At 68.1% G+C, this 21219-nt stretch carries 24 protein-coding genes; 15 read left to right on the top strand and 9 right to left on the bottom strand.

Translation table 11 applies throughout. The features are described 5' to 3' along the window. Positions 1-208: 208 nt before the first annotated feature. The 3 genes from AC3FKG_RS28420 (at position 209) to AC3FKG_RS28410 (ending at position 2912) form a co-directional block, all read left to right on the top strand. Positions 209-1630: an erythromycin esterase family protein gene (locus AC3FKG_RS28420; protein ID WP_488744744.1), complete on the top strand. Its 1422-nt coding sequence runs from the start codon at positions 209-211 to the stop codon at positions 1628-1630. Positions 1631-1789: 159 nt separating this feature from the next. Next, positions 1790-2221 (top strand): PRC-barrel domain-containing protein, encoded by a 432-nt coding sequence (locus AC3FKG_RS28415; RefSeq protein ID WP_483713336.1) that lies wholly within the window; start codon positions 1790-1792, stop codon positions 2219-2221. A 178-nt stretch (positions 2222-2399) separates the two neighbouring features. Next, positions 2400-2912, top strand: coding sequence for a DUF4142 domain-containing protein (locus AC3FKG_RS28410; RefSeq protein WP_483713334.1), 513 nt, complete (start codon positions 2400-2402; stop codon positions 2910-2912). A 98-nt stretch (positions 2913-3010) separates the two neighbouring features. Here the strand turns inward: AC3FKG_RS28410 and AC3FKG_RS28405 are convergent, their stop codons facing one another. The 4 genes from AC3FKG_RS28405 to AC3FKG_RS28390 form a co-directional block, all read right to left on the bottom strand. Next, positions 3011-3217 (bottom strand): hypothetical protein, encoded by a 207-nt coding sequence (locus tag AC3FKG_RS28405; protein ID WP_483713333.1) that lies wholly within the window; start codon positions 3215-3217, stop codon positions 3011-3013. Positions 3218-3498: 281 nt separating this feature from the next. After that, positions 3499-3783, bottom strand: coding sequence for a hypothetical protein (locus tag AC3FKG_RS28400; RefSeq protein ID WP_483713332.1), 285 nt, complete (start codon positions 3781-3783; stop codon positions 3499-3501). 107 nt (positions 3784-3890) lie between these two features. Continuing rightward, positions 3891-4055 (bottom strand): hypothetical protein, encoded by a 165-nt coding sequence (locus AC3FKG_RS28395; RefSeq protein ID WP_483713331.1) that lies wholly within the window; start codon positions 4053-4055, stop codon positions 3891-3893. Positions 4056-4809: 754 nt separating this feature from the next. Beyond that, on the bottom strand, positions 4810-5376 hold the full coding sequence (locus tag AC3FKG_RS28390) for a phasin family protein (RefSeq protein WP_483713330.1): 567 nt from the start codon (positions 5374-5376) through the stop codon (positions 4810-4812). 309 nt (positions 5377-5685) lie between these two features. On the opposite strand from AC3FKG_RS28390, the gene AC3FKG_RS28385 reads away from it, so the two are divergent. The 8 genes from AC3FKG_RS28385 to mdcH all read left to right on the top strand — a co-directional run bounded on the left by AC3FKG_RS28385 (position 5686) and on the right by mdcH (position 12867). Then, entirely contained in the window at positions 5686-6603 is a 918-nt protein-coding gene (locus AC3FKG_RS28385; protein WP_488744743.1) for a LysR family transcriptional regulator, read from the top strand. Between the two features lie 108 nt (positions 6604-6711). Beyond that, positions 6712-8370, top strand: a complete 1659-nt coding sequence (gene mdcA, locus AC3FKG_RS28380) for a malonate decarboxylase subunit alpha (protein WP_483713327.1) — start codon at positions 6712-6714, stop codon at positions 8368-8370. Further along, complete coding sequence (locus AC3FKG_RS28375) at positions 8370-9278, top strand: triphosphoribosyl-dephospho-CoA synthase (protein ID WP_483713325.1); 909 nt, start codon at positions 8370-8372, stop codon at positions 9276-9278. The genes mdcA and AC3FKG_RS28375 overlap by 1 nt, the downstream gene beginning before the upstream one ends. 8 nt (positions 9279-9286) lie before the next feature. Continuing rightward, a complete protein-coding gene (locus tag AC3FKG_RS28370; RefSeq protein ID WP_483713324.1) occupies positions 9287-9604 on the top strand; it encodes a malonate decarboxylase subunit delta in 318 nt (105 codons plus the stop codon). Continuing rightward, positions 9601-10473: a biotin-independent malonate decarboxylase subunit beta gene (locus tag AC3FKG_RS28365; protein ID WP_488744742.1), complete on the top strand. Its 873-nt coding sequence runs from the start codon at positions 9601-9603 to the stop codon at positions 10471-10473. The genes AC3FKG_RS28370 and AC3FKG_RS28365 overlap by 4 nt, the downstream gene beginning before the upstream one ends. After that, positions 10470-11306: a biotin-independent malonate decarboxylase subunit gamma gene (gene mdcE, locus AC3FKG_RS28360; RefSeq protein ID WP_483713322.1), complete on the top strand. Its 837-nt coding sequence runs from the start codon at positions 10470-10472 to the stop codon at positions 11304-11306. The genes AC3FKG_RS28365 and mdcE overlap by 4 nt, the downstream gene beginning before the upstream one ends. Next, the gene (locus tag AC3FKG_RS28355) at positions 11294-11938 is read left to right on the top strand and encodes a malonate decarboxylase holo-ACP synthase (RefSeq protein WP_488744741.1); all 645 of its coding nucleotides are present in this window, start codon (positions 11294-11296) and stop codon (positions 11936-11938) included. The genes mdcE and AC3FKG_RS28355 overlap by 13 nt, the downstream gene beginning before the upstream one ends. After that, a complete protein-coding gene (mdcH, locus tag AC3FKG_RS28350; RefSeq protein WP_488744740.1) occupies positions 11935-12867 on the top strand; it encodes a malonate decarboxylase subunit epsilon in 933 nt (310 codons plus the stop codon). Before AC3FKG_RS28355 ends, mdcH begins: the two co-directional genes overlap by 4 nt. Before the next feature lie 8 nt (positions 12868-12875). On the opposite strand, the gene AC3FKG_RS28345 is transcribed toward mdcH, so the two are convergent. Then, entirely contained in the window at positions 12876-13601 is a 726-nt protein-coding gene (locus AC3FKG_RS28345; protein ID WP_488744739.1) for a Coq4 family protein, read from the bottom strand. A gap of 132 nt (positions 13602-13733) precedes the next feature. Between AC3FKG_RS28345 and AC3FKG_RS28340 the strand changes: the two genes are divergently transcribed. Next, the gene (locus AC3FKG_RS28340; protein WP_483713317.1) at positions 13734-14126 is read left to right on the top strand and encodes a hypothetical protein; all 393 of its coding nucleotides are present in this window, start codon (positions 13734-13736) and stop codon (positions 14124-14126) included. A gap of 35 nt (positions 14127-14161) precedes the next feature. On the opposite strand, the gene AC3FKG_RS28335 is transcribed toward AC3FKG_RS28340, so the two are convergent. Together AC3FKG_RS28335 and AC3FKG_RS28330 are read right to left on the bottom strand one after the other, a co-directional pair. Beyond that, complete coding sequence (locus AC3FKG_RS28335; protein ID WP_488744738.1) at positions 14162-15124, bottom strand: alpha/beta fold hydrolase; 963 nt, start codon at positions 15122-15124, stop codon at positions 14162-14164. Then, positions 15121-16650, bottom strand: a complete 1530-nt coding sequence (locus AC3FKG_RS28330; protein WP_488744737.1) for a flavin-containing monooxygenase — start codon at positions 16648-16650, stop codon at positions 15121-15123. The genes AC3FKG_RS28335 and AC3FKG_RS28330 overlap by 4 nt, the downstream gene beginning before the upstream one ends. An 82-nt stretch (positions 16651-16732) precedes the next feature. Between AC3FKG_RS28330 and AC3FKG_RS28325 the strand changes: the two genes are divergently transcribed. The 3 genes from AC3FKG_RS28325 to AC3FKG_RS28315 all read left to right on the top strand — a co-directional run bounded on the left by AC3FKG_RS28325 (position 16733) and on the right by AC3FKG_RS28315 (position 19120). After that, entirely contained in the window at positions 16733-17374 is a 642-nt protein-coding gene (locus AC3FKG_RS28325) for a TetR/AcrR family transcriptional regulator (protein WP_488744736.1), read from the top strand. A 151-nt stretch (positions 17375-17525) separates the two neighbouring features. Further along, positions 17526-18530, top strand: coding sequence for an acyl-CoA dehydrogenase family protein (locus AC3FKG_RS28320; protein ID WP_488744735.1), 1005 nt, complete (start codon positions 17526-17528; stop codon positions 18528-18530). Beyond that, positions 18527-19120: an SAM-dependent methyltransferase gene (locus AC3FKG_RS28315; protein ID WP_483713310.1), complete on the top strand. Its 594-nt coding sequence runs from the start codon at positions 18527-18529 to the stop codon at positions 19118-19120. Before AC3FKG_RS28320 ends, AC3FKG_RS28315 begins: the two co-directional genes overlap by 4 nt. 38 nt (positions 19121-19158) lie before the next feature. Here AC3FKG_RS28315 and AC3FKG_RS28310 read toward each other — a convergent pair whose 3' ends face one another. Continuing rightward, positions 19159-20154 (bottom strand): Bug family tripartite tricarboxylate transporter substrate binding protein, encoded by a 996-nt coding sequence (locus AC3FKG_RS28310; protein WP_488744734.1) that lies wholly within the window; start codon positions 20152-20154, stop codon positions 19159-19161. A 214-nt stretch (positions 20155-20368) separates the two neighbouring features. Then, positions 20369-20857, bottom strand: coding sequence for a PaaI family thioesterase (locus AC3FKG_RS28305; RefSeq protein WP_483713306.1), 489 nt, complete (start codon positions 20855-20857; stop codon positions 20369-20371). Between the last annotated feature and the right edge of the window lie 362 nt (positions 20858-21219).

The raw sequence follows: 21219 nt of genomic DNA, 5'->3' as shown, positions 1-21219 counted from the left end.
CATCGTGTTGCGCATCCGATATCCGGTCCGTCATGGCATGACGGATCTCCGTCCAACATCGCACCGGCAGCATCCTGTGTCACGGATCTTGCGTGGGACTCACCACATCCACCCGCTCCCGCGATCCGCACGGCGCCCGGCGCACGTCGGGCCGGCCGCGCTACCGCGCAGGGCCTTTCCCGGCCATGAACGGCCGGCAAGGACAGGTATGGCCCACCATTCCGTCACCCATTCCGACCACCATCCGCCCTCCGTTGCCTGGCACCGCGACAGCCAGCGCGAACCACCGGTGCCGCTGGCGCGCCTGTTCGCGCAGGCCGCCACGCACCTTCCCGAGCTTGACGATGCCGGCTTTGCCGACTGGATCGACCACTATGCCAATGCACGCGTGGTGCTGCTGGGCGAAGCGTCGCACGGCACGGCCGAGTTCTACCGCGCGCGTACCCGGCTGACCCAACGGCTCATCAGCGAACATGGCTTTACTGTCGTTGCCGTCGAGGCCGACTGGCCCGACGCCGCGGCCATCGACCGCTATGTGCGCCACCGCAGCGCGCCGCCGGCATCCGCCGGCCCCAACTTCTCGCGCTTTCCCACCTGGATGTGGCGGAACACCGAATTCGCCGCGCTGGTCGACTGGATGCGCGACTTCAATCTCCAGCGCAACCCCGCGGAGCGCGCCGGCTTCTTCGGGCTCGACATCTATAGCCTGTCCGCATCGATGGCGGCGGTGCTGGCCTACCTGGAGCGCGTGGACCCCGCGGAAGCCGCGCTCGCGCGCCGCCGCTATGCGTGCCTGGTGCCGTGGCAAAGCCAGCCCGCGCGCTACGGCCTCGCCGTACTGTCGGCGACGGCCTCGGCCTGCGAGGACCAGGTCATTGCCCAGTTGCGCGCGCTGCTTGAAAAGCGCATCGAGTACGCGCTCGGCGACCACGACGCATTCTTCGAAGCCGCGCAGAACGCCCGCCTGGTCGCGTCCGCGGAACAGTACTACCGCGCCATGTACCAGGCGTCGGAGGCCAGCTGGAACCTGCGCGACACCCACATGCATGACACGCTGACGCGTTTGCTGGAGGCCTGGGGGCCCGGCTGCCGCGCGGTGGTGTGGGCGCACAACTCCCACATCGGCGATGCCTCGGCCACGACGATGGGGACCGAACACAACCAGCTGAACCTGGGCCAGCTGTGCCGTCGCTCCATGGGCAGCCGGGCCGCGCTGATCGGCCTCGATACCTACACCGGCACGGTGGCGGCGGCCTCGACGTGGGATGGGCCGATGCGGGTCAAGAAGGTCCTGCCGGCGCGGGCCGACAGCTACGAGTACGTGGCCCATGCGGCCGGCCTGCCGCGCGCGTTCGTGGACCTGCGCGATGGCGTGGCGGGCGCGGGCGCCGCGCTGCGCGACGCGCTGCTCGAGCCACAGCGCGAACGCTTCATCGGCGTGATCTACCAGCCCGAGACCGAACTGCACAGCCACTACATGCACGCGGTGCTGCCGTACCAGTTTGACGGATGGCTCTGGCTGGACACGACCACGGCCGTGCGCCCGCTGGCAGCGCCACCAGCCGCGCGGACGGCCGGCGATATGGGCGATATGGGCGATATGCCGGACACCTACCCGTTCGGTCTGTGATACCGCGTTCGCGGCGTCATTACCGACCGTTGTAGATTCTGCCGCGCGCCGGTCGATGCGCAACGCCCGCAGCGCGCATCGCGGCGCGCTCCGGCGATGCGTAGCAGGCGGGCACGCAGGTTGCTCCAGGATGGCACCTGCAACCGTTCGGAGACTGCAATGGATCCCAATCTCACCTCGAACCAAGGCGCTGCCATCGTGGGCGGCGGCGTCGGCGAAGGCCCCGGCCCGGAGATCATGGCCGCATCGACGCTGGACGACACCAAGGTCTATTCGTCGGACGACCAGCACGTCGGCGAAATCAAGGAGATCATGATCGACGTGCCACGCGGCCGCGTGGCGTACGCGGTGCTCAGCACCGGCGGGTTCCTCGGCATGGGCGATACGCTGCATGCGATTCCGTGGAGCGCGCTGGTCATGGACACGGACGCCAAATGCTTCCGCCTGGGCATGACCGCCGACCGCATCAAGAACGCACCCGGGTTCAACAAGGACAGCTGGCCGCGCATGGCCGACCAGCAGTGGGCCACCGACGTGCATCGCTACTATGAGCGCGAGCCGTACTGGATGGGCAATACACCGCTCCTGTAAGACCTTAAGCCGGAACGCCGGGCGCTCCGCCCGGCTTCGCAACCGCGGCGTAGTGGCCGCGCGGTGCCGCCTGCTGAACCTGCATCGCCACGGTGCCACGCGCATCGGCGCCGGCCATCCGGACGGCACGAAGCTTGCACAAGGATCGCATCACCCGAGTGCACTACAGGAGCCTGCCGTGACCGCTACCCGCTTTCCAGGACATCTCGCCGCCGTCCTGGCGTTTGCCGTTGTCATTCCCGCCCACGCCGCACCGTCTGCCTCCGACACCGAATTCATGAAGAAGGCCGCGCAGGCCGGCACCATGGAGATCGAGGCCAGCAAGATGGCGCAGCAGCAGGCCAGTGACAGCGCCGTCAAGGACTTCGCCGCGCGGATGGTGAAGGATCACCAGGCCGCGGCCGATGAACTCAAGCAGCTCGCCAGCCGCAAGAAGGTGGCGCTGCCTGCGACACCGGACGCCTCTGACCGCGCCACGCTGGATGCGCTCAAGGGGCTCAGCGGCACAGCCTTCGACCGCCGCTATGCGGACTCGGTCGGCGTGCAGGCGCATATGCAGGCCGTGGACCTGTTCCGCCAGGCCTCGCAGTCCGCCAGCGATAGCGACGTCAAGTCCTTCGCGAGCAAGACGCTGCCGACGCTGGAGCACCACCTCGACATGGCGCGTAACCTCGCGGCCAAGAACAAATGAATGAATGAGCGAATGAGATCGTAGCGCGCGCGCCCCGTTGCCGGGGCGCGCGCCAGCTGCCGCATCAAGGCGCGGGACACTTCCCGGCGTGCGCTTGATCAGTGGACGGATTCCGTCCCCGTGCATGCATCGCTGAGCCCCTCGATCAGCAGTACCGATTCGTTCTGCAGCGCAAGCCGGACGCCTGCCGCGATCGCCGCGCTCCGGCATGCGAAGGTCTCGGTCTTCGTCTTGCCATCGGCCGTCATGGCCACCGCCCAGATCATGCCCGTGAGCGGGATCACCTTTACGACACCGTCCGCCATCATTCCCCTCCTGAGATCAAAGCGCCCCCAACCTGGCCGGCGAGACGTGATGCGGCGCGTCCATGAACGGATGGCTGCGGCACTGCACCGGCTTCTGAAGCTGACCTCCATTGAGCAGGGTCCATGCCACCGCCGGCCGGTTATGGCGCGCGGCGCATGGCGGGCCCATACCCTCTCGCGGCGGCTGCGCGCAGGATTGGTGGGAAGGCCCTGAAAAAATTACTGCGGCAAGGGGCGCCGTGCCGCAGGCAGGAAACCGCGCCCGGGAAGGGCGTATCGGCTCAGACTTGGCGGTTCTGCTGGTTCTGCTGGTTCTGCCGGTTCTGCCGGTTCTCGACTTCGGCTTCGTTCTGCGCGTAGGCACGCCAGGCGCCGATTGTCCACCGGGTCCAGTGCTCGGGCGCGAACGCCATTTCGTCATACCCCGGCAAGCGGTTGTAGAGGACGTCGCGCATGGCCGGGTCCGCCATGAAGGTGGTACGAATGCGGTAGATCGCAAAGACACGCCCGAGCAGCACCAGCCCCGTAGCGGCCAGCGCGATGCACCAATACTCCAGCGAACTCATGCTGCCTCCCTCGCAACTTGCCAGCCGCCAATGTCGCGCGCCGGATGTCGGCCAGAGCGACGATACGTACGGGCGGGGCCGTCCGGATAGCGAGCTTGTGCTGCCGCCTACCGTGACCTGCTGGGCCGCGTGGTGCTCATGCGAACTTCGAGCGCCGCCAGCGCCCGTTCCAGGCTGACGAGCATCTGGGCAGCCTTGACGGACTCGGCCTCATCGGTCAGCCGGGTCGCACGCTGCTGTTGCAGGCTGATCTCGGCCTTCAGTTCGTTCATATAACGATCCAGAATGACGAGTTCGCGAAATCTTCCTGGCGTCATGGCGGTATCCGGAATTTGCAATGATTAATTGCATGCTATGAAAATAGAAAGCTCTGACTTCATGTTCGAAACGGCATGGTTTCGGACAGGATGGAGGTTGCTATTCCGACATAAGCTTCAGACATGCCCGGTGCTAGTCGCCGGGCGTCGATTCCCGATGGTTGCCCGCTCGAAGGAGCGGGCTTTTTTTGGTTCTTGGGAGCATTGCGGCTGGCGTCGTGCTTGGCAAGCGCCGCCGTTTCGCCGGCGTAGCCGGCGAGTAACTTCTTGTCCAAGCGACAAGAAAGTAAGCAAAGAAGCGCGTTTACTTGTCCTAGCGGACGAATATTGATCGTAGTGTGCGAAGAATTTCGTACGGGTATTCGCTTCAGAGACTGCCCGGCTGCCTGCCGCGTGGTGCGCGTCCATATGCAGGCTCTCGGGCAATGATTGAACGAGGCTTTCGGGCAATGATTGAACGAGCCCCGAAACTGTCCGTGGCCCGACAATGCAGGCGATATCGCATCATCGCCTTCGGCTGCTACGCGGCTCAGTAGTCGGCAGGCGGGACGACATCAACGGCGCAAATGCCGGTGCTTCCGCCCCATCTCTTCCCTCCCCTCTCCTTCCCGGTTTTCAGTGAGTGCGCGCAGCAGCCCAGCCGAGAACAACTTGTTGCCGCGAGCATGTGATGTCGGCGTTGCGCTGCCAACGCCGACAAGGGATCGCCCTACCCCTTGACGATCACCCGCCCACTCTGCGAATTCCCCTTTTGCGCCGCGGCCGCCGCAGCGGCGGCACTGGCCACCTGCCGCTCGACAGCGCCCACAGCTTGCTTGGTCGACTCCTGCATCGACTCATACAGCGAAACGCCGGAAGCCATGGCCGCTTGCCAGGCATTCAGCGGGCCTTGCGAGCCATTCGGCGAACTCTGCGCGAGCTTGTCGAAGATTTCCTGCCAGGTGCGCTTGTTGGCTTCAAATTGCGCAGCCGCCACCTTCTGGAATTCCTCGCGCGTGTTGGCGGCGATTTCCTGGACCTGCTGGAAATACGCACGTGCCTTCTCGGCCGCAGGCTCGACTGCGGTGGCCTGCGCGGCGAACAACTCCTGCGGATTCTTGGCGCTGAACGCCTGGCGAACGGCTTCCTGGCTGTCGACGATCGACCCCTTCATGGTCTGCATGCTCAGCTCGGTGAGCTTCTGGCACGCTTCCAGGGTCTTTGTCGTCATGCCAAATACGATATCCATGGCTGCCGCCTGGGCTGCGTACACGGGCTGCAGATTCACTTCTGGCATGGTGCTCTCCTTGGGATGAATCCCCGCATCCAGGCAGGGACTGATTGACGAAAGGCCGATGCCGCTCGGCGCTTGCGCCGTGGGAAGAACGAGCCTAGTGAAATTCCGCGCGAAGAGAAAGCGGCCAGCGCGGTCCGGAAGCCGGGCGTTATGGACAGCGCCAGACCGGCCCACGCGGTTGACTTTTAGCCCGGCCGGGCATTTCCGGCACCTATATTTCGACAGGCTGCATCACGGCGCCGGCAGTGGGCTAGTGCGGTGACCGCCGCACCCGCTAAGATGGCGGCTCGTCCCTACACGCCCCTCCCAATGAGAATCCGCATCGGCGAAGAGATCACCTTCCGCAAGCTTGAAGCGCTGCTTGCGTTCATGGAATCGGGCAATCTGGCCAAGGCGGCCGAGATCCTGGAAACCAGTACGGTCAGCGTGCATCGCGCGCTGCATTCGCTTGAGGAAGGCACAAGCTGCGCACTGTTCCGGCATGAAGGCCGTAACCTGATCCCGACCGATGCGGCCCATGTGCTGGCCGATACGGCACGTGAAGTGATCAAGACCATGGCCGACGGCATCCGCGCCACGCGCCAGGCCGCCGGGTACCTGGCCGACCATCTCAAGATCGGCTCGCTGTACTCGTTGACGGCGCAGACGGTGCCGCGGATCGTTATCGATCTCAAGGCGCGCCGCCCGGAGCTGCAGACCGAACTCTTGCTGGGCTCGAACACCGACCTGCTGCAGATGCTCAAGCAAGGCTCGATCGATGCCACACTGATGGCCACGCCCGAGCCGGACCCCGAGATCGAATCCATCCCGCTGTTCGAGGACGACATCTTCTTCGCGGCGCCGGCCGACTCGCCCTACGCCGCGATGCCGGCCGTGGACCTGCGCACCTGCCGCGACGAACCTTTCGTCTCGCTGAGCGAAGGCTTCGCCACGTCGCGCGGCTTCGTCGAAGCCTTCCGGATCGCAAGTTTCCAGCCGAGCCTCGTCATGAAGGTCGGCGATATCTTCTCGCTGATGAACCTGGTCGGCGGCGGCGTCGGCTATACGCTGCTGCCAGGCCGCGTGAAGGGTGTGGCCCCGCGCAATGTGGCCTTCGTGCCGCTTACCGCCGACTACGACAATATCCGCCAGACCATCGGCCTGAGCTTCCTGCGCCGGCGCGAGCGCGACCCCAACCTGCTGGCGCTGGCCGCGGTCTGCCGCATGGCCATGCGGCAAGGACAGTAAGGCCCGCTCGCTTTCGCCAAGCGTAACGATCCTGCCGCCCGCGTGATTGTTCCGGGGTCTGCCCCTGTTTATGGTTGACACCATCAGACAGACCACGCCGGAGACACGATGACCAGCACCCCACCCGGGCGCCAGTGGAACACCCGCAGAGAAGCCAAGGCGCGGCGCAAGCAGCAAGGCGCCGCCATCGCGCAGGGCAAGCGCATACCGACCGGCGATATCGTGCCCTTCCTGGAGGCGGTGCTGCGCCCGGGCGATCGCGTGGTGGTCGAAGGCAATAACCAGAAGCAGGCGGATTTCCTGTCGCGCTCGCTGGCCCAGGTCAGCGCCGCGCGCGTCAACGGCCTGCACATGATCATCCCGAGCGTCAGCCGCGTTGAGCACCTGGACCTGTTCGAGCGCGGCATCGCCCGCAAGCTCGACTTCTCGTATGCGGGCGCGCAGAGCATCCGGATCTCGCAGTTCCTGGAAGACGGCCTGCTCGAGGTCGGCGCCATCCACACCTATATCGAGCTGTACGCGCGCCTGTATGTGGACCTGGTGCCCAATGTCGTGCTGATCGCCGGCTACAAGGCGGACCGCGACGGCAACCTGTACACCGGACCGAGCACGGAAGACACGCCCGCGCTGGTGGAGGCCGCCGCGTTCCGCGATGGCCTGGTGATCGCGCAGGTCAACGAGATCGTCGACGATCCGGCCGACCTGCCGCGCGTGGACGTGCCGGGTTCCTGGGTCGACTACGTGGTGCAGGCCGACCAGCCGTTCTTCTGCGAGCCGCTGTTCACGCGCGACCCGCGCCTGATCAAGCCGGTGCACGTGCTGATGGCGATGATGGCGATCCGCGGCATCTACGAGCGCCACCAGGTGCAGTCGCTGAACCACGGCATCGGCTTCAATACCGCGGCGATCGAACTGATCCTGCCGACCTACGGCGAGTCGCTAGGGCTGAAGGGCAAGATCTGCAAGTACTGGACACTGAACCCGCACCCGACGCTGATCCCCGCGATCGAAACGGGCTGGGTCGAGGGCGTGCACAGCTTCGGCAGCGAACTCGGCATGGAGCCGTACGTGGCGGCGCGGCCCGACATCTTCTTCACCGGCGCGGATGGCTCCATGCGCTCGAACCGCGCGCTCTGCCAGCTCGCGGGCCAGTACGCGGTGGACCTGTTCATCGGCTCGACGCTGCAGATCGACGGCGACGGGCATTCGTCCACGGTGACGCGCGGACGGCTGTCCGGCTTTGGCGGCGCGCCCAATATGGGCCACAACCCGGGTGGCCGCCGCCACCCCACGCCCGCGTGGCTGGACCTGATCGAGACCGACGACCCGCTCGCGCGCGGCCGCAAGCTGGTGGTGCAGATGGTCGAGACCTTCCAGGCCGGCGGCAAGCCGACCTTCGTCGAATCGATGGACGCCGTGGACGTCGCGCGCGAAAGCGGCATGCCGCTCGCGCCGGTCATGATCTACGGCGACGACGTCACGCACGTGCTGACCGAAGAAGGCATCGCCTACCTCTACAAGGCGCAATCGCTGGAAGAGCGGCGCCGGATGATCGCCGCCGTGGCCGGTGTGACGCCGATCGGCATGAAGCACGATCCCGCGCAAACGCGCCGCATGCGCAGCGATGGCCTGATCGCGCTGCCCGAGGATCTTGGCGTGCAGCGCAGCCAGGCCACGCGCAGCCTGCTGGCTGCGAAGAGCATGGCCGACCTGGTCGAATGGTCCGGTGGCCTGTACACGCCGCCGGCACGCTTCCGGAGCTGGTGATGGGCGGCGCAGCGGCAAGAATCCTGCGGGTTGCAGACGCGGCTCCCGCCATCGCTGGCCCATCCGCGCAAGCGCAGAGGCTGGCCGACCTGGCGGTCGACGCCATCATCGAAGAAGCACAACTGTCGCCCAAGCCCGGGCTGGTCGACAGCCGTGGCAATGGCGCGCATGCCGACCTGACGCTGGCGCTGATGCTGCGCTCGGCACAGGCGCTGGGCCCTTCGTTCGCCGCCATGGCCATGGCCGGCCAGCGCGCGGCCCGTGTCGGCTACGGGCTGCGCGAGCGGCTCGGCGCGCTCGGGCGAGAAGCCGAAGCGGCCATGCTGGCTGCCACCGGCGGCGTGAACACACATCGCGGCGCGATCTGGTGCATCGGCTTGCTGGTTGGCGCGGCGGCGCAAGTTGCAACCGCCGGCGAACGATCCGGCGCGCGCGCCGTGAGCCATGCGGCTGGCGCCATTGCGCGTCTGTCTGACCGGCATCGCCCAGCTGTTACCGGCAACAAGGGCGAGCTGGCGTGCCTTGCGTATGGCGTAGGCGGTGCCCGGGCCCAGGCGCACGCGGGCTTTCCGCATGTCATGCGGCGTGCGTTGCCGGCCCTGCAGCAAAGCCGTGCACGTGGCGACAGCGAATCGGCTGCCCGGCTCAATGCCTTGCTCGCGCTGATGAGCGGGCTGGACGATACCTGCGTGCTGGCCCGCACGGGCCGCTCCGGGCTCGCCTATATGCAGGCCGGCGCGCAAGCGGTGCTGGCGGCAGGCGGCCCCGGCACGGTCACGGGACGGCGCCTGCTGCGCGAACTCGACGCCGGCATGCTGGCGCGGCGCGCATCGCCGGGCGGCGCGGCGGACTTGCTCGCCGCGACGATCTTCCTCGACCGGCTCGACTCCGGCACCGCGCAAATTTAGGAGCCTCCATGGAACAACTGCGATTTGAATTTCCGGCGGGAGCGCCTGCCGCAACCCGCGCGCTCGTCGGCGTGGTGGGATCGGGCGATCTCGAAGTGCTGGTCGAACCCGGCACTGGCGGCGTCACCACCGTGGAGATCACCACCTCCGTCAACGGCTATGCCCGCGTCTGGGACGCACAGCTCGCACGCGTGTTCGCAGCGCAGCCGCGCGCGTCCATGCAGATCCGCATCCATGACTTCGGCGCGACGCCGGGCGTGGTCGGCATGCGGCTGGCCGAGGCCTTTGAAGCGCTCGATGCGCACGGACAACAGGAGCACCCATGAGCACGCCGACCCGCAGCGCATCGCTGCTGAACCGGGACAGCTTCATCGAACTGGGCGCGCGCGAACGGGCCCGCACGCTGCTGGACGGCGGCACTTTCCGCGAGCTGGCCGGCCCGTTCGACGGCCTGCAGTCGCCGTGGCTGGCGCGCCAGGGCATCGTGCCGCAAAGCGATGACGGCGTGATCGTGGCGAAAGGACAGATCGACGGACAGCCCGCGGTGGTGCTGGCCATCGAGGGCGCGTTCCAGGGCGGCAGCCTTGGCGAAGTCGGCGGGGCCAAGCTTGCCGGCGCGCTGGAACTTGCCGCCGCGGACAACCGCCGTGGCGTGCCGACGCGCGCCGTGCTGCTGCTGGAAACGGGCGGCGTGCGGCTGCAGGAAGCCAATTTGGGACTGGCTGCCATTGCCGACATCCACGCGGCCATTGTCGACCTGCGGCGCTACCAGCCGGTGGTCGGCGTGATTGCCGGACAGGTCGGATGCTTCGGCGGCATGTCGATTGCTGCCGGGCTGTGTACGTCGCTGGTCATGACGCAGGATGGCCGCCTGGGCCTGAACGGCCCGGCCGTGATCGAACAGGAAGCCGGCATCGCGGAATACGACTCGCGCGACCGGCCGTTCATCTGGAGTTTCACGGGCGGCGCCCAACGTGTGGCCACGGGCTTTGCCGACGTGTACGTCGCGGATGACTGCGCCGCAATGCGCGACGCGGTAGCGCGCGAGCTGCGCGTACCGGCAGCCGCCACGCCCCGTAGCGAGCGCCGCCGTGAAGTGCTTGCCCTGCTGCAGGACTACGACTCCGGCATCCAGCCAACGCCGGCCGAAGTACAGCGCCTTTTTGGCCGTTTCCATCGGGAGTCCGACGCATGAACGCCACCGTCCAAACCCTGCCGCAGCAGGACGTCAGCCGCGGCGCGCACTGGTTGCGCGCGCTGGCGCCGGCTGCGTCGTACCGCGAGGGCTTTCCGCACTCCGTGACCGTCGCCGACGGAGAACTGGCTGGTACGCTGGTCCGCTGGATCGCCGTGGTGCCCGATGCGCAAAGCCGTTTTCCGCGCGCGCGCAATGGCGAAGTCGGGCTGGTCGAAGGCTGGTCACTGGCCCAGGCCGTGCATGAAGTGGTGGAAGCGGACCGCGATGCCGCGGTCAAGCGCGCCATCGTCGCGGTCGTGGACACGCCGAGCCAGGCTTATGGCCGGCGCGAGGAAGCACTGGGGATCCACCAGTCGCTGGCCGCCGCCGCTGCGGCGTATGCGCAGGCGCGCCTCGCAGGCCATCCCGTGGTGGCGCTGATCGTCGGCAAGGCTATGTCTGGTGCGTTCCTGGCCCACGGCTACCAGGCCAACCGCATCATCGCGCTGCGCGATAGCGGCGTACTTGTGCACGCGATGGGCAAGGACGCCGCGGCACGCATCACCATGCGTACGGTCGAGGACCTGGAAGCGCTGGCCGCCACCGTGCCGCCGATGGCGTATGACATCGGCAACTTCGCCACGCTGGGCATCCTGTGGCGGCTGATCAACGTGGCCTCGGCCGATGCACCGGAGCCTGCCGACATCCACCTTGCCCGCGACACCATCCTGGCCGCGCTCTCGGATATCCGGCGAGACGGCGCCCCCGACCTCTCCGGCCGGCGCAGTGGGGAGAACCGCCAGGCATCGCGGCAGGTGCGTGACTGCCTGCGCAAGCAATGGCAAGCCTGACGACGTTCCACCCGGCGCCGCACGACCTGCTCTGGCTGGCCGACGCGCGGCGCAGCCTGGCGGGCGTCGCATTGCCGGCCTGGTTATCGCTGGACGCGCTGACCGCCACGCCTGTTGTGGTGCGCCGCGATGCGTGCCGCCCCGATGCCATTCCGGTCGGCCTGCGCGGCGCATCGCGTGCCGAGCGCTTCGGCACCTGGATTGCTCCCGCCGATGTGGCGCACGTGGTCACGCCTGCGGACATCGCGGCGGCGCGCGCGTGGCGGCGCCCTGAACTGATGGCGCTCGCCGCCATCCGCACGCTAGAAGCGGCCGCCGATGCGCTCGATGCGCGGCGCATCCGCTGGGGCGTGGGCGGGGGCGCCGGCTTCACGATCGCCAGCGGCATCAACGTCCTGCATGCGGACAGCGATCTCGACCTGCTGGTCTACGCGGACCATCCGCTGCCGAAGGCCGATACTGGCCTGCTGGCCGCGCTGCAGGATGCCGGCCCGGCACGGATCGACATCCAGGTCGACACCCCGCAAGGCGGCTTCTCGTTCCTCGAATGGCGGCGCAACGGCGGCAAGGTCCTGCTGAAGACCGCGCAGGGACCGAGGATGTGTGCCGACCCGTGGCAGCCCGCGCCATGAGCGTGCTGCTGACCTTTCCCGGCCAGGGCTCGCAGCGGGGCGGGATGCTCGCGGACCTACCGGACCACCCGGCCGTCAGCGACGTGCTCGCGGAAGCGGCCGATGTCCTGCAAGTACCCACGGCCGAGATGGACACGCCGGCACGCCTGCGCTCGACGATCTGGGTGCAGCTCTGCCTGCTCACGTCTGGCGTAGCCATGGCGCGATGCCTGGCCGAAGAAGGGGGACACCCGGACGCTGTCGCAGGGCTCTCGATCGGTGCCTATGCAGCGGCCGTCACGGCCGGCGTGCTGTCGTTTGCCGATGCGTTGCGGCTGGTCCGGCTGCGCGGCGAACGCATGGAGCAGGCCTATCCGCATGGATTCGGCATGACGGCAATCCTGGGGATGGAACGCGCGCGGCTCGAACCGCTGGTGGCACGGGTCCACACGACGCAAAGCCCAGTCTATCTCGCGAATTTAAACGCGCCGGCGCAGATCGTGATTGCCGGCAGCATCGCAGCCATGGAAGCCGTATCGGCACTGGCCCTGGCGGACGGCGCACAGGCGGCCAAGCCCGTCGCCATCCACGTGCCGTCGCATTGCGCCTTGCTCGATGACGCCGCCGACGGGCTGGCGAAGGCCATGGCGGCTGTTTCATTGTCGGCGCCCCGCCTGCGCTACTTCAGCGCAAGCCTTGCACGCGAACTGCGCGACCCGCGCCGGATCGCCGGCGACCTGGCCCGCAACATGGCCATCCCCGTGCGCTGGCACGAGACCATGCTGCTCGCCTATGCCACCGGCATGCGCGTGGTGGTCGAAGCGCCGCCGGGCGACGTGCTGACGCGGCTGGCGCAACCTGTGTTTGCGGATGGCATCGTCATTGCCGCCGACCGGGCGCGCGTGGATACACTGGCCGCGATCATGCGGCGTGGCCGGCAGAGGGACTGAAGCCCCCCTCAGGCGTGCCAGTCCTGCAGCGGATGGCAGGTCATATACCGCGGCGCCGCGCCGATACCAAGCCGGGCACGCGCGGCATCGAGCGGCTCGTGCAAGAGCGCCTCGTAATCCTCGCCCAGCAGCCACTTCGCCGCGCGGCCCAGGCGATAGCCTTCGAGCACCGCGCGCGCAAAGGCCAGGCTGCGGGTGACGCGCAGGCTCTTCAGCGACGCCGCCACCGCGATAAATGCCCAGCCAAGGCCGCCGGTCTGCGCATAGCTGAATGCCACCAGCGCGGCCTCGCCAAGACTTTCGTCGGCACGGTAGCCGGTCAGCACGTGCCAGATGTCGTGGATATCGCGGGTGCGGCGGGCGAACCACATATAGGCGTCTTCAACCAGCGGCTCGCGGCCCATGTTGGAGACTTCGGCGAGCCCGTCGGCGCTGTAGCCCGTGTGCCGCAGGAAGTCCCGGTACGCCGCGCCGACCGTGCCGGGCGCAAACGTCGCCACGTAGGCCGGGTCGCACAGCCGCTCGGCCAGTTCCGTGCGCTGGTAGACCAGCCGCCGGCCATCGGGCGTGCCCAGCAGGCGCGCGAAGTTCCTGGGCATGGACGGCCCGTTCAGCGCGCGCATGATCAGGAACACCTGCGTGGTGTCGTGCCCGTCCACCAGCAGCTTGCGGATGGCGCTGAATGCGGTGGAGAAATCGCGCTTGTAGGGATCGGGGGCAATCGCGGCAGCCATCGGCGTCTTCCTTGAGAACGTGGTTCAGTGGCACGGGCGGCGGGAGTGGCCCGCCCCCGCATGGTGTCCGGACGGGCCTGCGCCACACATTCTCATGTAGCATGCAGCGTCGCTTTTACAAAGGAAACATGGATGTCCGCAACCCGCCTCCGCCTCCTCCTGCTCGCGGCCGTGGCCGTGCCCTGGCTGGCCGCCTGCGCCAGCGGCGCCAGCGTCGAGTACCTCCAGGCCCAGGAGCCGAAGCAGATCCACTCCGACGCCAGCGTCGGCGACCTGACACTGTGCCTGAAGAGCCGGCTGCGTGAAGAAGCGAATGTGATCGCCTACCCCGAACCGGGCAAGGTGGACGTGCGCATCGGCTCCGCCACGCGCACGGACACGGGCTACTTCTACGTGGTCAGTCTGCGCCAGGCGCGGCAGGGGACGGATGTCGAGATCCGCGGTTCGGGCGAATGGCGCCCAACCATGAGCCCGAGCCGCGTCGCCGGCTGGGTGCAGGACTGCAAGCCCGGCATGGCGCACTGAGGCGCCTTGCCGGACACGGGCGCGAGCGATCGCGCTCATGCCGTCGCCGCCTCGGCAACATGCACGCGCGCGGCGGCTTCCCGCACGAAGCCCTCGCAGGTGTCGGGGGCCGTGATCGGCAACATGTGGCCGCCCGGCACCAGCGTCAGCGTGGCGCCCGGCACCTTTGCGGCCAGCGCCTGGCCATTGGCGGCCGGATCGAGAATGCGGTCTTCGCGGCCGAACAGGATGCTCACCGGCAAGCGCAGCTCTCCGTAGCGCGCGACCAGCGGCGGCAGGCTTGGCGCCCCGGCGACCAGATCCTCCGACGCCGCGACGAAATGGCTCGGGCGCAACGCCAGCATGCCACCCCCGCGCAGGGCAAAGTCCGCCGGCACCGGATCGGGACCGAAGACGATTTCCAATACCGCCTCCCGCCGCAACTCCGACATCGGCACCGCCAGCGTCCACGCCACGAACTGGCGCAGCCAGTGCCGCCGCAGCGTCAGCGGCCGGAATACCAGCGGGATCTCTTCGGCCGGGTGCGTCAGCGGCGCCAGCAGCGCCAGCCCGCCGACTCGATCCGGATGACCCGCGGCCAGTGCCAGCGCGATGGCGCCGCCCAACGAGTGGCCGACCACGAGCGGGCGTTCCAGGCCGACCTTCTCGATCAGCGCCGCCAGCACATCGGCCTGCGCGGCCAGGTCCGCGTGCGCACCGGGCGTGCGCACGGAATAGCCCGAGCCCGGCCGGTCCACCGCCACCACGCGGAAATCGCGCGCCAGCGGTTCGATCATGCCGTAGCCGAAATTGCCGAGCTGGCCCGACAAGCCATGCACCAGCAGCAGCGCCGGACCCTGGCCACGCTCGACCACGTGCAGGCGCGCGCCGGGCACCTCGACAAAGCGCCCGTCGGGCGGCAGCGCGGCCTCGACGCGCCGCACCTTGCGCACGGTGTACAGGAAGAGCCCCGCGAACAGTGCCGCCAGGGCCAGCGCCATGTAGAGCAGGATCATCATGGCTGGACCTCGCCGCCGGACAGGCTTGCGGGCGTTTCGCGCGGCGCCGGTGCGCTGCGCGGCAGGTCGAACTGGAGCACGCCATCGGCAATGCGGCCGTGGCGGAGGGTGAGCATGTCGAGGATGTAGTTCTGGTAGAGGCGCCATGGCCTGCGGTCGCCCTGTCGTGGCAGCACGCCGGCGGCACGCTGCACATAGCCCGACGTGAAATCCAGGAACGGCGCGGGCTGCACGGACGCGTCGCGCCGCGGCATGGCCACGCGGTGCCCATGGCGGTCCATGTACCGCAACAGCCGGCACACGTATTCGGCGGTCAGGTCCGCCTTCAGCGTCCAGGAGGCATTGGTGTAGCCGAAGGCCAGCACCAGGTTCGGCACGTCATCGAGCATCATGCCCTTGTATGTCATCAGCGCTGCCGGCACGCGCGGCTGCCCGTCGACGCTGACGGCGATGTCGCCAAGCATATTGAGCCGAAGGCCGGTGGCCGTCACGATGATGTCCGCCGGCAGGGTCTGGCCCGAAGCCAGCACGATGCCGTCTTCGGCAAAGCGCTCGATGGTATCGGTGACGACCGACGCGCGGCCGTCGCGGATCTCGCGGAACAGGTCGCCATCCGGCACCAGGCAAACGCGCTGGTCCCACGGCTTGTAGCGCGGCGTGAAGTGCTTGCCGACATCGAAGCCGGGGCCGAGCTGCGCGGCGGCCATGCCGACCATGGCCGCGCCGACCCGCTCCGGACGGCGCCGCGCCAACTGGAAGAAATACATGCCGAGCAGCACGTTCTTCCAGCGCGTGGCCGCGTAGGCCAGCCGTTCCGGCAACAGCCGCCGCAGCCGGGCGGCCATGGCGTCCTCGCCGGGACGGGTCACGACGTAGCTGGGCGAGCGCTGCAGCATGGTCACGTGCGCGGCGGTCGCCGCCATGGCCGGCACCAGCGTGACCGCCGTGGCGCCGCTACCGATCACCACCACGCGCTTGCCGGCATAGTCGAGCGACGGATCCCAGAACTGCGGGTGAACGATGCGGCCGCGGAAGCGCTCCTCGCCGGGGAAGGCGGGCCGGTGGCCCTGTGCATAGCTGTAGTAGCCGGCGCACACGTACAGGAAGCGCGCGCGCCACTGCTGGCGGCTGCCGTCCCCGCTACGTTCCGTCGTGACCGTCCAGCAGCCTTCGTGGCCGTGCCAGTCCGCGCTGACCACCTTGTGGCCGAATCGGATGTGCGGGGTAATGCGCGCTTCGTCAGCGGTCTCGCGGATATAGGACAGGATCGACGGACCGTCGGCGATGGCCTTTGCACCCTTCCACGGCTTGAAGCGGTAACCCAGCGTGTACATGTCCGAATCGGACCGGATGCCCGGATAGCGGAACAGGTCCCAGGTACCGCCGACCGCATCCCGCGCTTCGAGGATGGCGTAGCGCTTTCCCGGACAGCGCTGCTGCAAGTGCCGCGCGGCGCCGATCCCGGACAGGCCGGCGCCGACGATCAGGACGTCGAGCAACGTGTCTTCGGGTGCGGCAACGGTCATGGCGGGACTCCCGGATGCGGTCACTTCTGACACCATAGGTTGTCAGATGCCATCTGACAATAGGGAATGTCATAATGGCCCGATGATGCGCGATCCGACCGAGCCGACCGAGACCTCCACCGCTCGCCGCTACCGCGGTGCAGCAGCCGACGAGCGCCGCACGCAGCGCCGTTGCCAGCTCATCGCGGCGGCCATCCAGGTCTATGGGGAGCGCGGCTACCAGAACTCCACCGTCAAGGCGGTTTGCGAAGCAGCGGGGCTGACTGAACGCTACTTCTACGAGTCCTTCCCCAACAGCGAAGCTTTGCTTGAGGCGTCGTTCCGCGCCGTGACCGACCTGCTGCTGCAGTCGATCGGCCATGCGGTGCAAGACGCCGGACGCGGGCGCCAGCAGCGCGCGCTGGCCATGCTGCGAGCGTATTTTGGCGCCTTGCAGCGCGAGCCGCGTTCGGCGCGGGTGTTCCTGGTCGAGATTCGCGGGGTGAGCAAGCGCGTGGACGAAGCGCTCGAAGCGTCGCTGCGCGCCTTCGGCGGCCTGCTCGCGCAGGCGCTGCTGCCGCCGGGGCAGACTGGCGATCCATTGCTGCTGGCCGGCATCGCCGGCGGCGTCGTTCATATCGCGCTGCGCTGGATCCGCGACGGCTACGCGCCGGACGTCGACACGGTGGCCGCCACCGCGCTGGAACTGGCGATGGTGCTGACGCGCAAACCGACCGGATCCTGATTCCCGTTTTCCACGAGCGCCGGGTCGCGGACCGGTAAAGCTTGCACCGGGAAAGGCGTAGCGAAGCCGGAAGCGCGGCAACGCCGTCGCCGGGGCGCTGGCAGGGAACTTGCGGGCGGCCCATGCATGGGCGACTGCACTTCGGCGCACCATGGACCTCCGCGATACGATTCACGCGCTAATCACTACACATGCCCCCGAGGGCGACATCCCGCTGCCTGGCTACGGCAACACGGCCGCGCGCTGGCGGCTGTTCTCCATCGTCGCGGCCACGCATGGGACTGTCGCCATCAAGCTCTTCGAAGCCCACGCTGACGCGCTGGCGATCCTGTCCGAGCTCGCCCGGGCCCGTCCCGAGCCGGGCACCCGGTGGGCGGTGTGGGCGGCCGAGCCGCCCGACGCGCGCGTGTGCGCCAGCCCAGCGCCGGACGCGGACACACAGGACCTGGCAACGCGCGCGGGCATGACGCATGGCAGGCCGGTGTTGCTCAGTGGCAGCAAGGCCTGTTGCGCGGGCGCCGCCGGCGTATCCCATGCCTTGCTGACCTGCCTCGACGCCGACGGCGTGCCGTGGCTCGCGGCCATCGACATGCACGGCGCGGGTGTGACAGTCACCTCCTCCGGCTGGCACGGCGTCGGCATGAAAGACACCTGCAGCGGCGGCATACTGCTCCATGATTGTCCCGCGCTCTTGGTCGGCGGCCCGCGCGCCTATCAGGAGCGGCCCGGCTTCTGGCATGCGGGCGCCGGCATGGCCGCGTGCTGGTATGGCGCCGTATTGCCGCTGGCGCTGGCCGTGCGGGACACCGTGCGCCAGGGCAGCGACGCCCATGCCGCCACGGAGCTCGGCGCCATCGACGGCGACCTGCATGCGGCGGCCGCGCTGCTGCGCGAGACCGCCGAATGGATCGACACCCAGCCGGACGATGATGCGTTCATGCCCGCCATGCGCCTGCGCACGGTGGTCGAAGCCACGGTGCGGCGCGTGCTGAATCGCGCCGGCAACGTGCTCGGCGCGGGGCCGGCGCGCCGCGATGCGCGACTGTCCGCGCTCTACGCGGACCTGCCTGTGTTCCTGCAGCAAAGCCATGCCGGACACGACCTGGCGGCACTCGGCACCGCCATCAGCCACGCCGACAACGGCTACGCGCTATGACATCGCCGACCGCCTTCGAGGCGATCTTCGAGCAGGACGACCCGTGGGGCTTCGAATCGCTATGGTATGAGGCGCGCAAGCGCGACTTGCTGATGGCGGTCCTGCCCGAAGCGCGATATGCCCGCGCGCTGGAGGCCGGCTGCGCGACCGGCATGCTGACCGATCGGCTCACGGCCCGGTGCGATGCGCTGCTTGCCGTCGACTGCGCTGCCCGAGCCGTTGCGCGCACGCGCGCGCGCCTGGCGGCCCACGCGCATGTCGAGGCGCGCGTGGCCAGGCTTCCGGCGGAGTGGCCCGCGGGCAGCTTCGACCTGATCGTGCTCAGCGAACTCGGCTATTACTTTGCCCCGCAGGACTGGCGCGATACGGTGACGCGTGCCGTCGGCGCGCTTGCGCCGCATGGCACCATCGTCGCGTGCCACTGGTTGCGACCGTTCGCTGGGCGCCGGATGTCGACCCGCCACCTGCACGCCACCATAGGCCGCCAGCCGGGGCTGCATCGTCATGTGCGGCATGTCGAGCCGGACTTCCTGCTCGACGTCTGGTCGCGCAATGAACAGCCGCTGCGCCTGCGGGAGCCCATGCAGTGATCATCGTGTGGTGCCCGTGCCGAGCCGGCGTGCGTGGGCTACTGCAACGGTACGCCGGTGTCCCTCACCACGCGGGCCCAGCGCTCGCGTTCGCTCTGGACGAAGCCCGCGAAGTGGGCCGGCGTATCGCCGCCCGGAATGCCGCCAAGTTCGGCGAGCTTGCCGCGGGTCCCGGGCTCGGCGAGGATGTTCGCGACGTGCTTTTGCAGCAGGTCGATGATTGCGGGCGGCGTGCCGGCCGGGGCAACCAGCCCGAACCATGCGGTCACCTGGAAATCATCGAGGCCCGCTTCCTTCATTGTCGGCACGTCGGGAAGCTCGGCCACGCGCGTGGCGCTGGTCACGGCGAGCGCGCGCAGCTTGCCGGCCCGGATATGCGGCAGCGAGCTGGGCAGGTTGTCCACCATCATGCTGACCTGGCCGGCAAGCAGATCGGAGACCGCGGGCGCCGCGCCCTTGTACGGCACGTGCACGACATCGATGCCCGTGCGCTTGCGAAACAGCTCGCCCGCAAGATGCGGAGACTGGCCGGTGCCGGACGACGCAAACGAAAGTTGTCCCGGCCGGGCCTTGGCAAGCGCCACCAGTTCCGCGACGGAGCGGGCGGGCACGGCAGGGTTGACGACCAGCACATTGGGCACCGACACCACCAGCGTGACTGGAGCAAAGTCCTGCGGCTTGTAGGGCAGGTGCTTGTACAAGCTGTAGTTGATGGCGTTGGGCCCGATGTTGCCCATCATCAGCGTATAGCCGTCAGCGGAAGCATTGGTGAGCGCCTGCGAGCCTATGATGCCGCCCGCCCCCGCGCGGTTCTCGACCACGACCGGCTGGCCCAGCGTCTCGCCCAGGCGCTTGCCGACCAGGCGCGAGGCAATGTCCGTCGTGCCACCGGCGGCGGCCGGAACAATGAGCCGGATCGGCTTGTCCGGATAGGCCGCCATGGCACTGCGGCCGGCCAGCAGCCCGCTTGCCGCGGTGACAACCGAAAGCAGCCCGAAGATAAACCGCAAACCCATCCGTCGTGATGTCAACATGCCTGTCTCCTGATTCTCGTGATGTTCCGGGACGCTCGCGCGAGCCCTGCACTGTTGTGGTTGGGGCAGCATACCTACGAGTCCCGGCGGAGGGATTCAGCACTGAGAAAGGCGGCCTTTGGCGCGACGGAATGGCGCGGGTGAAAGCGGAGATTTCCAATCGATGGAGAGGAAATCCGCGATTATTCTGGGACTCCCGCGAGCGCAGCGAAACTCACCGAGCGGGAGCAGCGGCAGGCGCCAGCACCAGCAGCGTCGACGTGCCGTGTGCCAGGACACGGCCGTCGCCGGCCAGGATCCGTGCCTCGGCCGTGATGATTTGACGGCCCTGGTTGATCACGCGCCCCTCGGCGCGGACCCGGCCGGTGTCGGCCTTGATCGGGCGGGAAAAATTGCCCTTGGTTTCGATCGTCGTGTAGCCGGTGCCAGCCGGCAGCACGGAGTTCGCCGCGCAGCCCGTGGCGCTGTCGATCAGCGTCAGGGCCCAGCCGCCGTGGACCGTTCCCATTGGATTGAACAAGTGTGTGCCGGGGTCGCCTTCAAAGACGGCGAAACCGTCGCCGACCTCCGTCAGCCAGAAGCCGAGCATCTCTGAAATGGGCGGCTGCGGCAGGCGGCCTTCGATGATGGCCTGCAAGATGGCTTTGCCCGTCATGCCTGCGATCTCTGCGGGCGATGCGACGCCGTAGCGGTGGGTGGTCATGGTTGTCTTTGTCTCCCGATTGGAAGGGGGTAGATTACATGGAGATCGGGGGAGGCGTCGGGGGGCAAGAAGAAGGAATGGTTCGCTCTCTGGCAATGATGGGGCTGTCGTGCTTGGCAGGCGCGGCTGTTTCGCCGGCGTAGCCGGCGGGGCGTCTCTCGCAATGATTGGGTTATCGCTCTTGGCAGGCGCGGCTGTTTCGCCGGCGTAGCCGGCGAGTCACTTTTTGTCCGAGCGGCGTGTGTCAAGGTAGTTGTCGCGTCCGCCGCTATGCTGCTTTCCGGTACTCCTTAGGCTCCAGCTCAGCCCGCTCGGGGTTCAGGTAGACCACTGGATCCAGCTTCCAATTCCGGATTCCCCGC

This window comes from Cupriavidus sp. 22TCCZM04-2 (assembly GCF_057798895.1).
The sequence above is the reverse complement of the archived record's forward strand: the minus strand, read 5'-3'. Positions and strand labels throughout refer to the sequence as shown.

Excerpts from the sequence above, each read along its gene's own strand:
- AC3FKG_RS28420 (WP_488744744.1), top strand. The coding sequence starts at position 209 with ATGGCCCACCATTCCGTCACCCATTCCGACCACCATCCGCCCTCCGTT.
- AC3FKG_RS28415 (WP_483713336.1), top strand. The coding sequence starts at position 1,790 with ATGGATCCCAATCTCACCTCGAACCAAGGCGCTGCCATCGTGGGCGGC.
- AC3FKG_RS28405 (WP_483713333.1), bottom strand. The coding sequence starts at position 3,217 with ATGGCGGACGGTGTCGTAAAGGTGATCCCGCTCACGGGCATGATCTGG.
- AC3FKG_RS28400 (WP_483713332.1), bottom strand. The coding sequence starts at position 3,783 with ATGAGTTCGCTGGAGTATTGGTGCATCGCGCTGGCCGCTACGGGGCTG.
- AC3FKG_RS28395 (WP_483713331.1), bottom strand. The coding sequence starts at position 4,055 with ATGAACGAACTGAAGGCCGAGATCAGCCTGCAACAGCAGCGTGCGACC.
- AC3FKG_RS28390 (WP_483713330.1), bottom strand. The coding sequence starts at position 5,376 with ATGCCAGAAGTGAATCTGCAGCCCGTGTACGCAGCCCAGGCGGCAGCC.
- AC3FKG_RS28385 (WP_488744743.1), top strand. The coding sequence starts at position 5,686 with ATGAGAATCCGCATCGGCGAAGAGATCACCTTCCGCAAGCTTGAAGCG.
- mdcA (WP_483713327.1), top strand. The coding sequence starts at position 6,712 with ATGACCAGCACCCCACCCGGGCGCCAGTGGAACACCCGCAGAGAAGCC.
- AC3FKG_RS28375 (WP_483713325.1), top strand. The coding sequence starts at position 8,370 with ATGGGCGGCGCAGCGGCAAGAATCCTGCGGGTTGCAGACGCGGCTCCC.
- AC3FKG_RS28370 (WP_483713324.1), top strand. The coding sequence starts at position 9,287 with ATGGAACAACTGCGATTTGAATTTCCGGCGGGAGCGCCTGCCGCAACC.
- AC3FKG_RS28365 (WP_488744742.1), top strand. The coding sequence starts at position 9,601 with ATGAGCACGCCGACCCGCAGCGCATCGCTGCTGAACCGGGACAGCTTC.
- mdcE (WP_483713322.1), top strand. The coding sequence starts at position 10,470 with ATGAACGCCACCGTCCAAACCCTGCCGCAGCAGGACGTCAGCCGCGGC.
- AC3FKG_RS28355 (WP_488744741.1), top strand. The coding sequence starts at position 11,294 with ATGGCAAGCCTGACGACGTTCCACCCGGCGCCGCACGACCTGCTCTGG.
- mdcH (WP_488744740.1), top strand. The coding sequence starts at position 11,935 with ATGAGCGTGCTGCTGACCTTTCCCGGCCAGGGCTCGCAGCGGGGCGGG.
- AC3FKG_RS28345 (WP_488744739.1), bottom strand. The coding sequence starts at position 13,601 with ATGGCTGCCGCGATTGCCCCCGATCCCTACAAGCGCGATTTCTCCACC.
- AC3FKG_RS28340 (WP_483713317.1), top strand. The coding sequence starts at position 13,734 with ATGTCCGCAACCCGCCTCCGCCTCCTCCTGCTCGCGGCCGTGGCCGTG.
- AC3FKG_RS28335 (WP_488744738.1), bottom strand. The coding sequence starts at position 15,124 with ATGATGATCCTGCTCTACATGGCGCTGGCCCTGGCGGCACTGTTCGCG.
- AC3FKG_RS28330 (WP_488744737.1), bottom strand. The coding sequence starts at position 16,650 with ATGACCGTTGCCGCACCCGAAGACACGTTGCTCGACGTCCTGATCGTC.
- AC3FKG_RS28325 (WP_488744736.1), top strand. The coding sequence starts at position 16,733 with ATGATGCGCGATCCGACCGAGCCGACCGAGACCTCCACCGCTCGCCGC.
- AC3FKG_RS28320 (WP_488744735.1), top strand. The coding sequence starts at position 17,526 with ATGGACCTCCGCGATACGATTCACGCGCTAATCACTACACATGCCCCC.
- AC3FKG_RS28315 (WP_483713310.1), top strand. The coding sequence starts at position 18,527 with ATGACATCGCCGACCGCCTTCGAGGCGATCTTCGAGCAGGACGACCCG.
- AC3FKG_RS28310 (WP_488744734.1), bottom strand. The coding sequence starts at position 20,154 with ATGTTGACATCACGACGGATGGGTTTGCGGTTTATCTTCGGGCTGCTT.
- AC3FKG_RS28305 (WP_483713306.1), bottom strand. The coding sequence starts at position 20,857 with ATGACCACCCACCGCTACGGCGTCGCATCGCCCGCAGAGATCGCAGGC.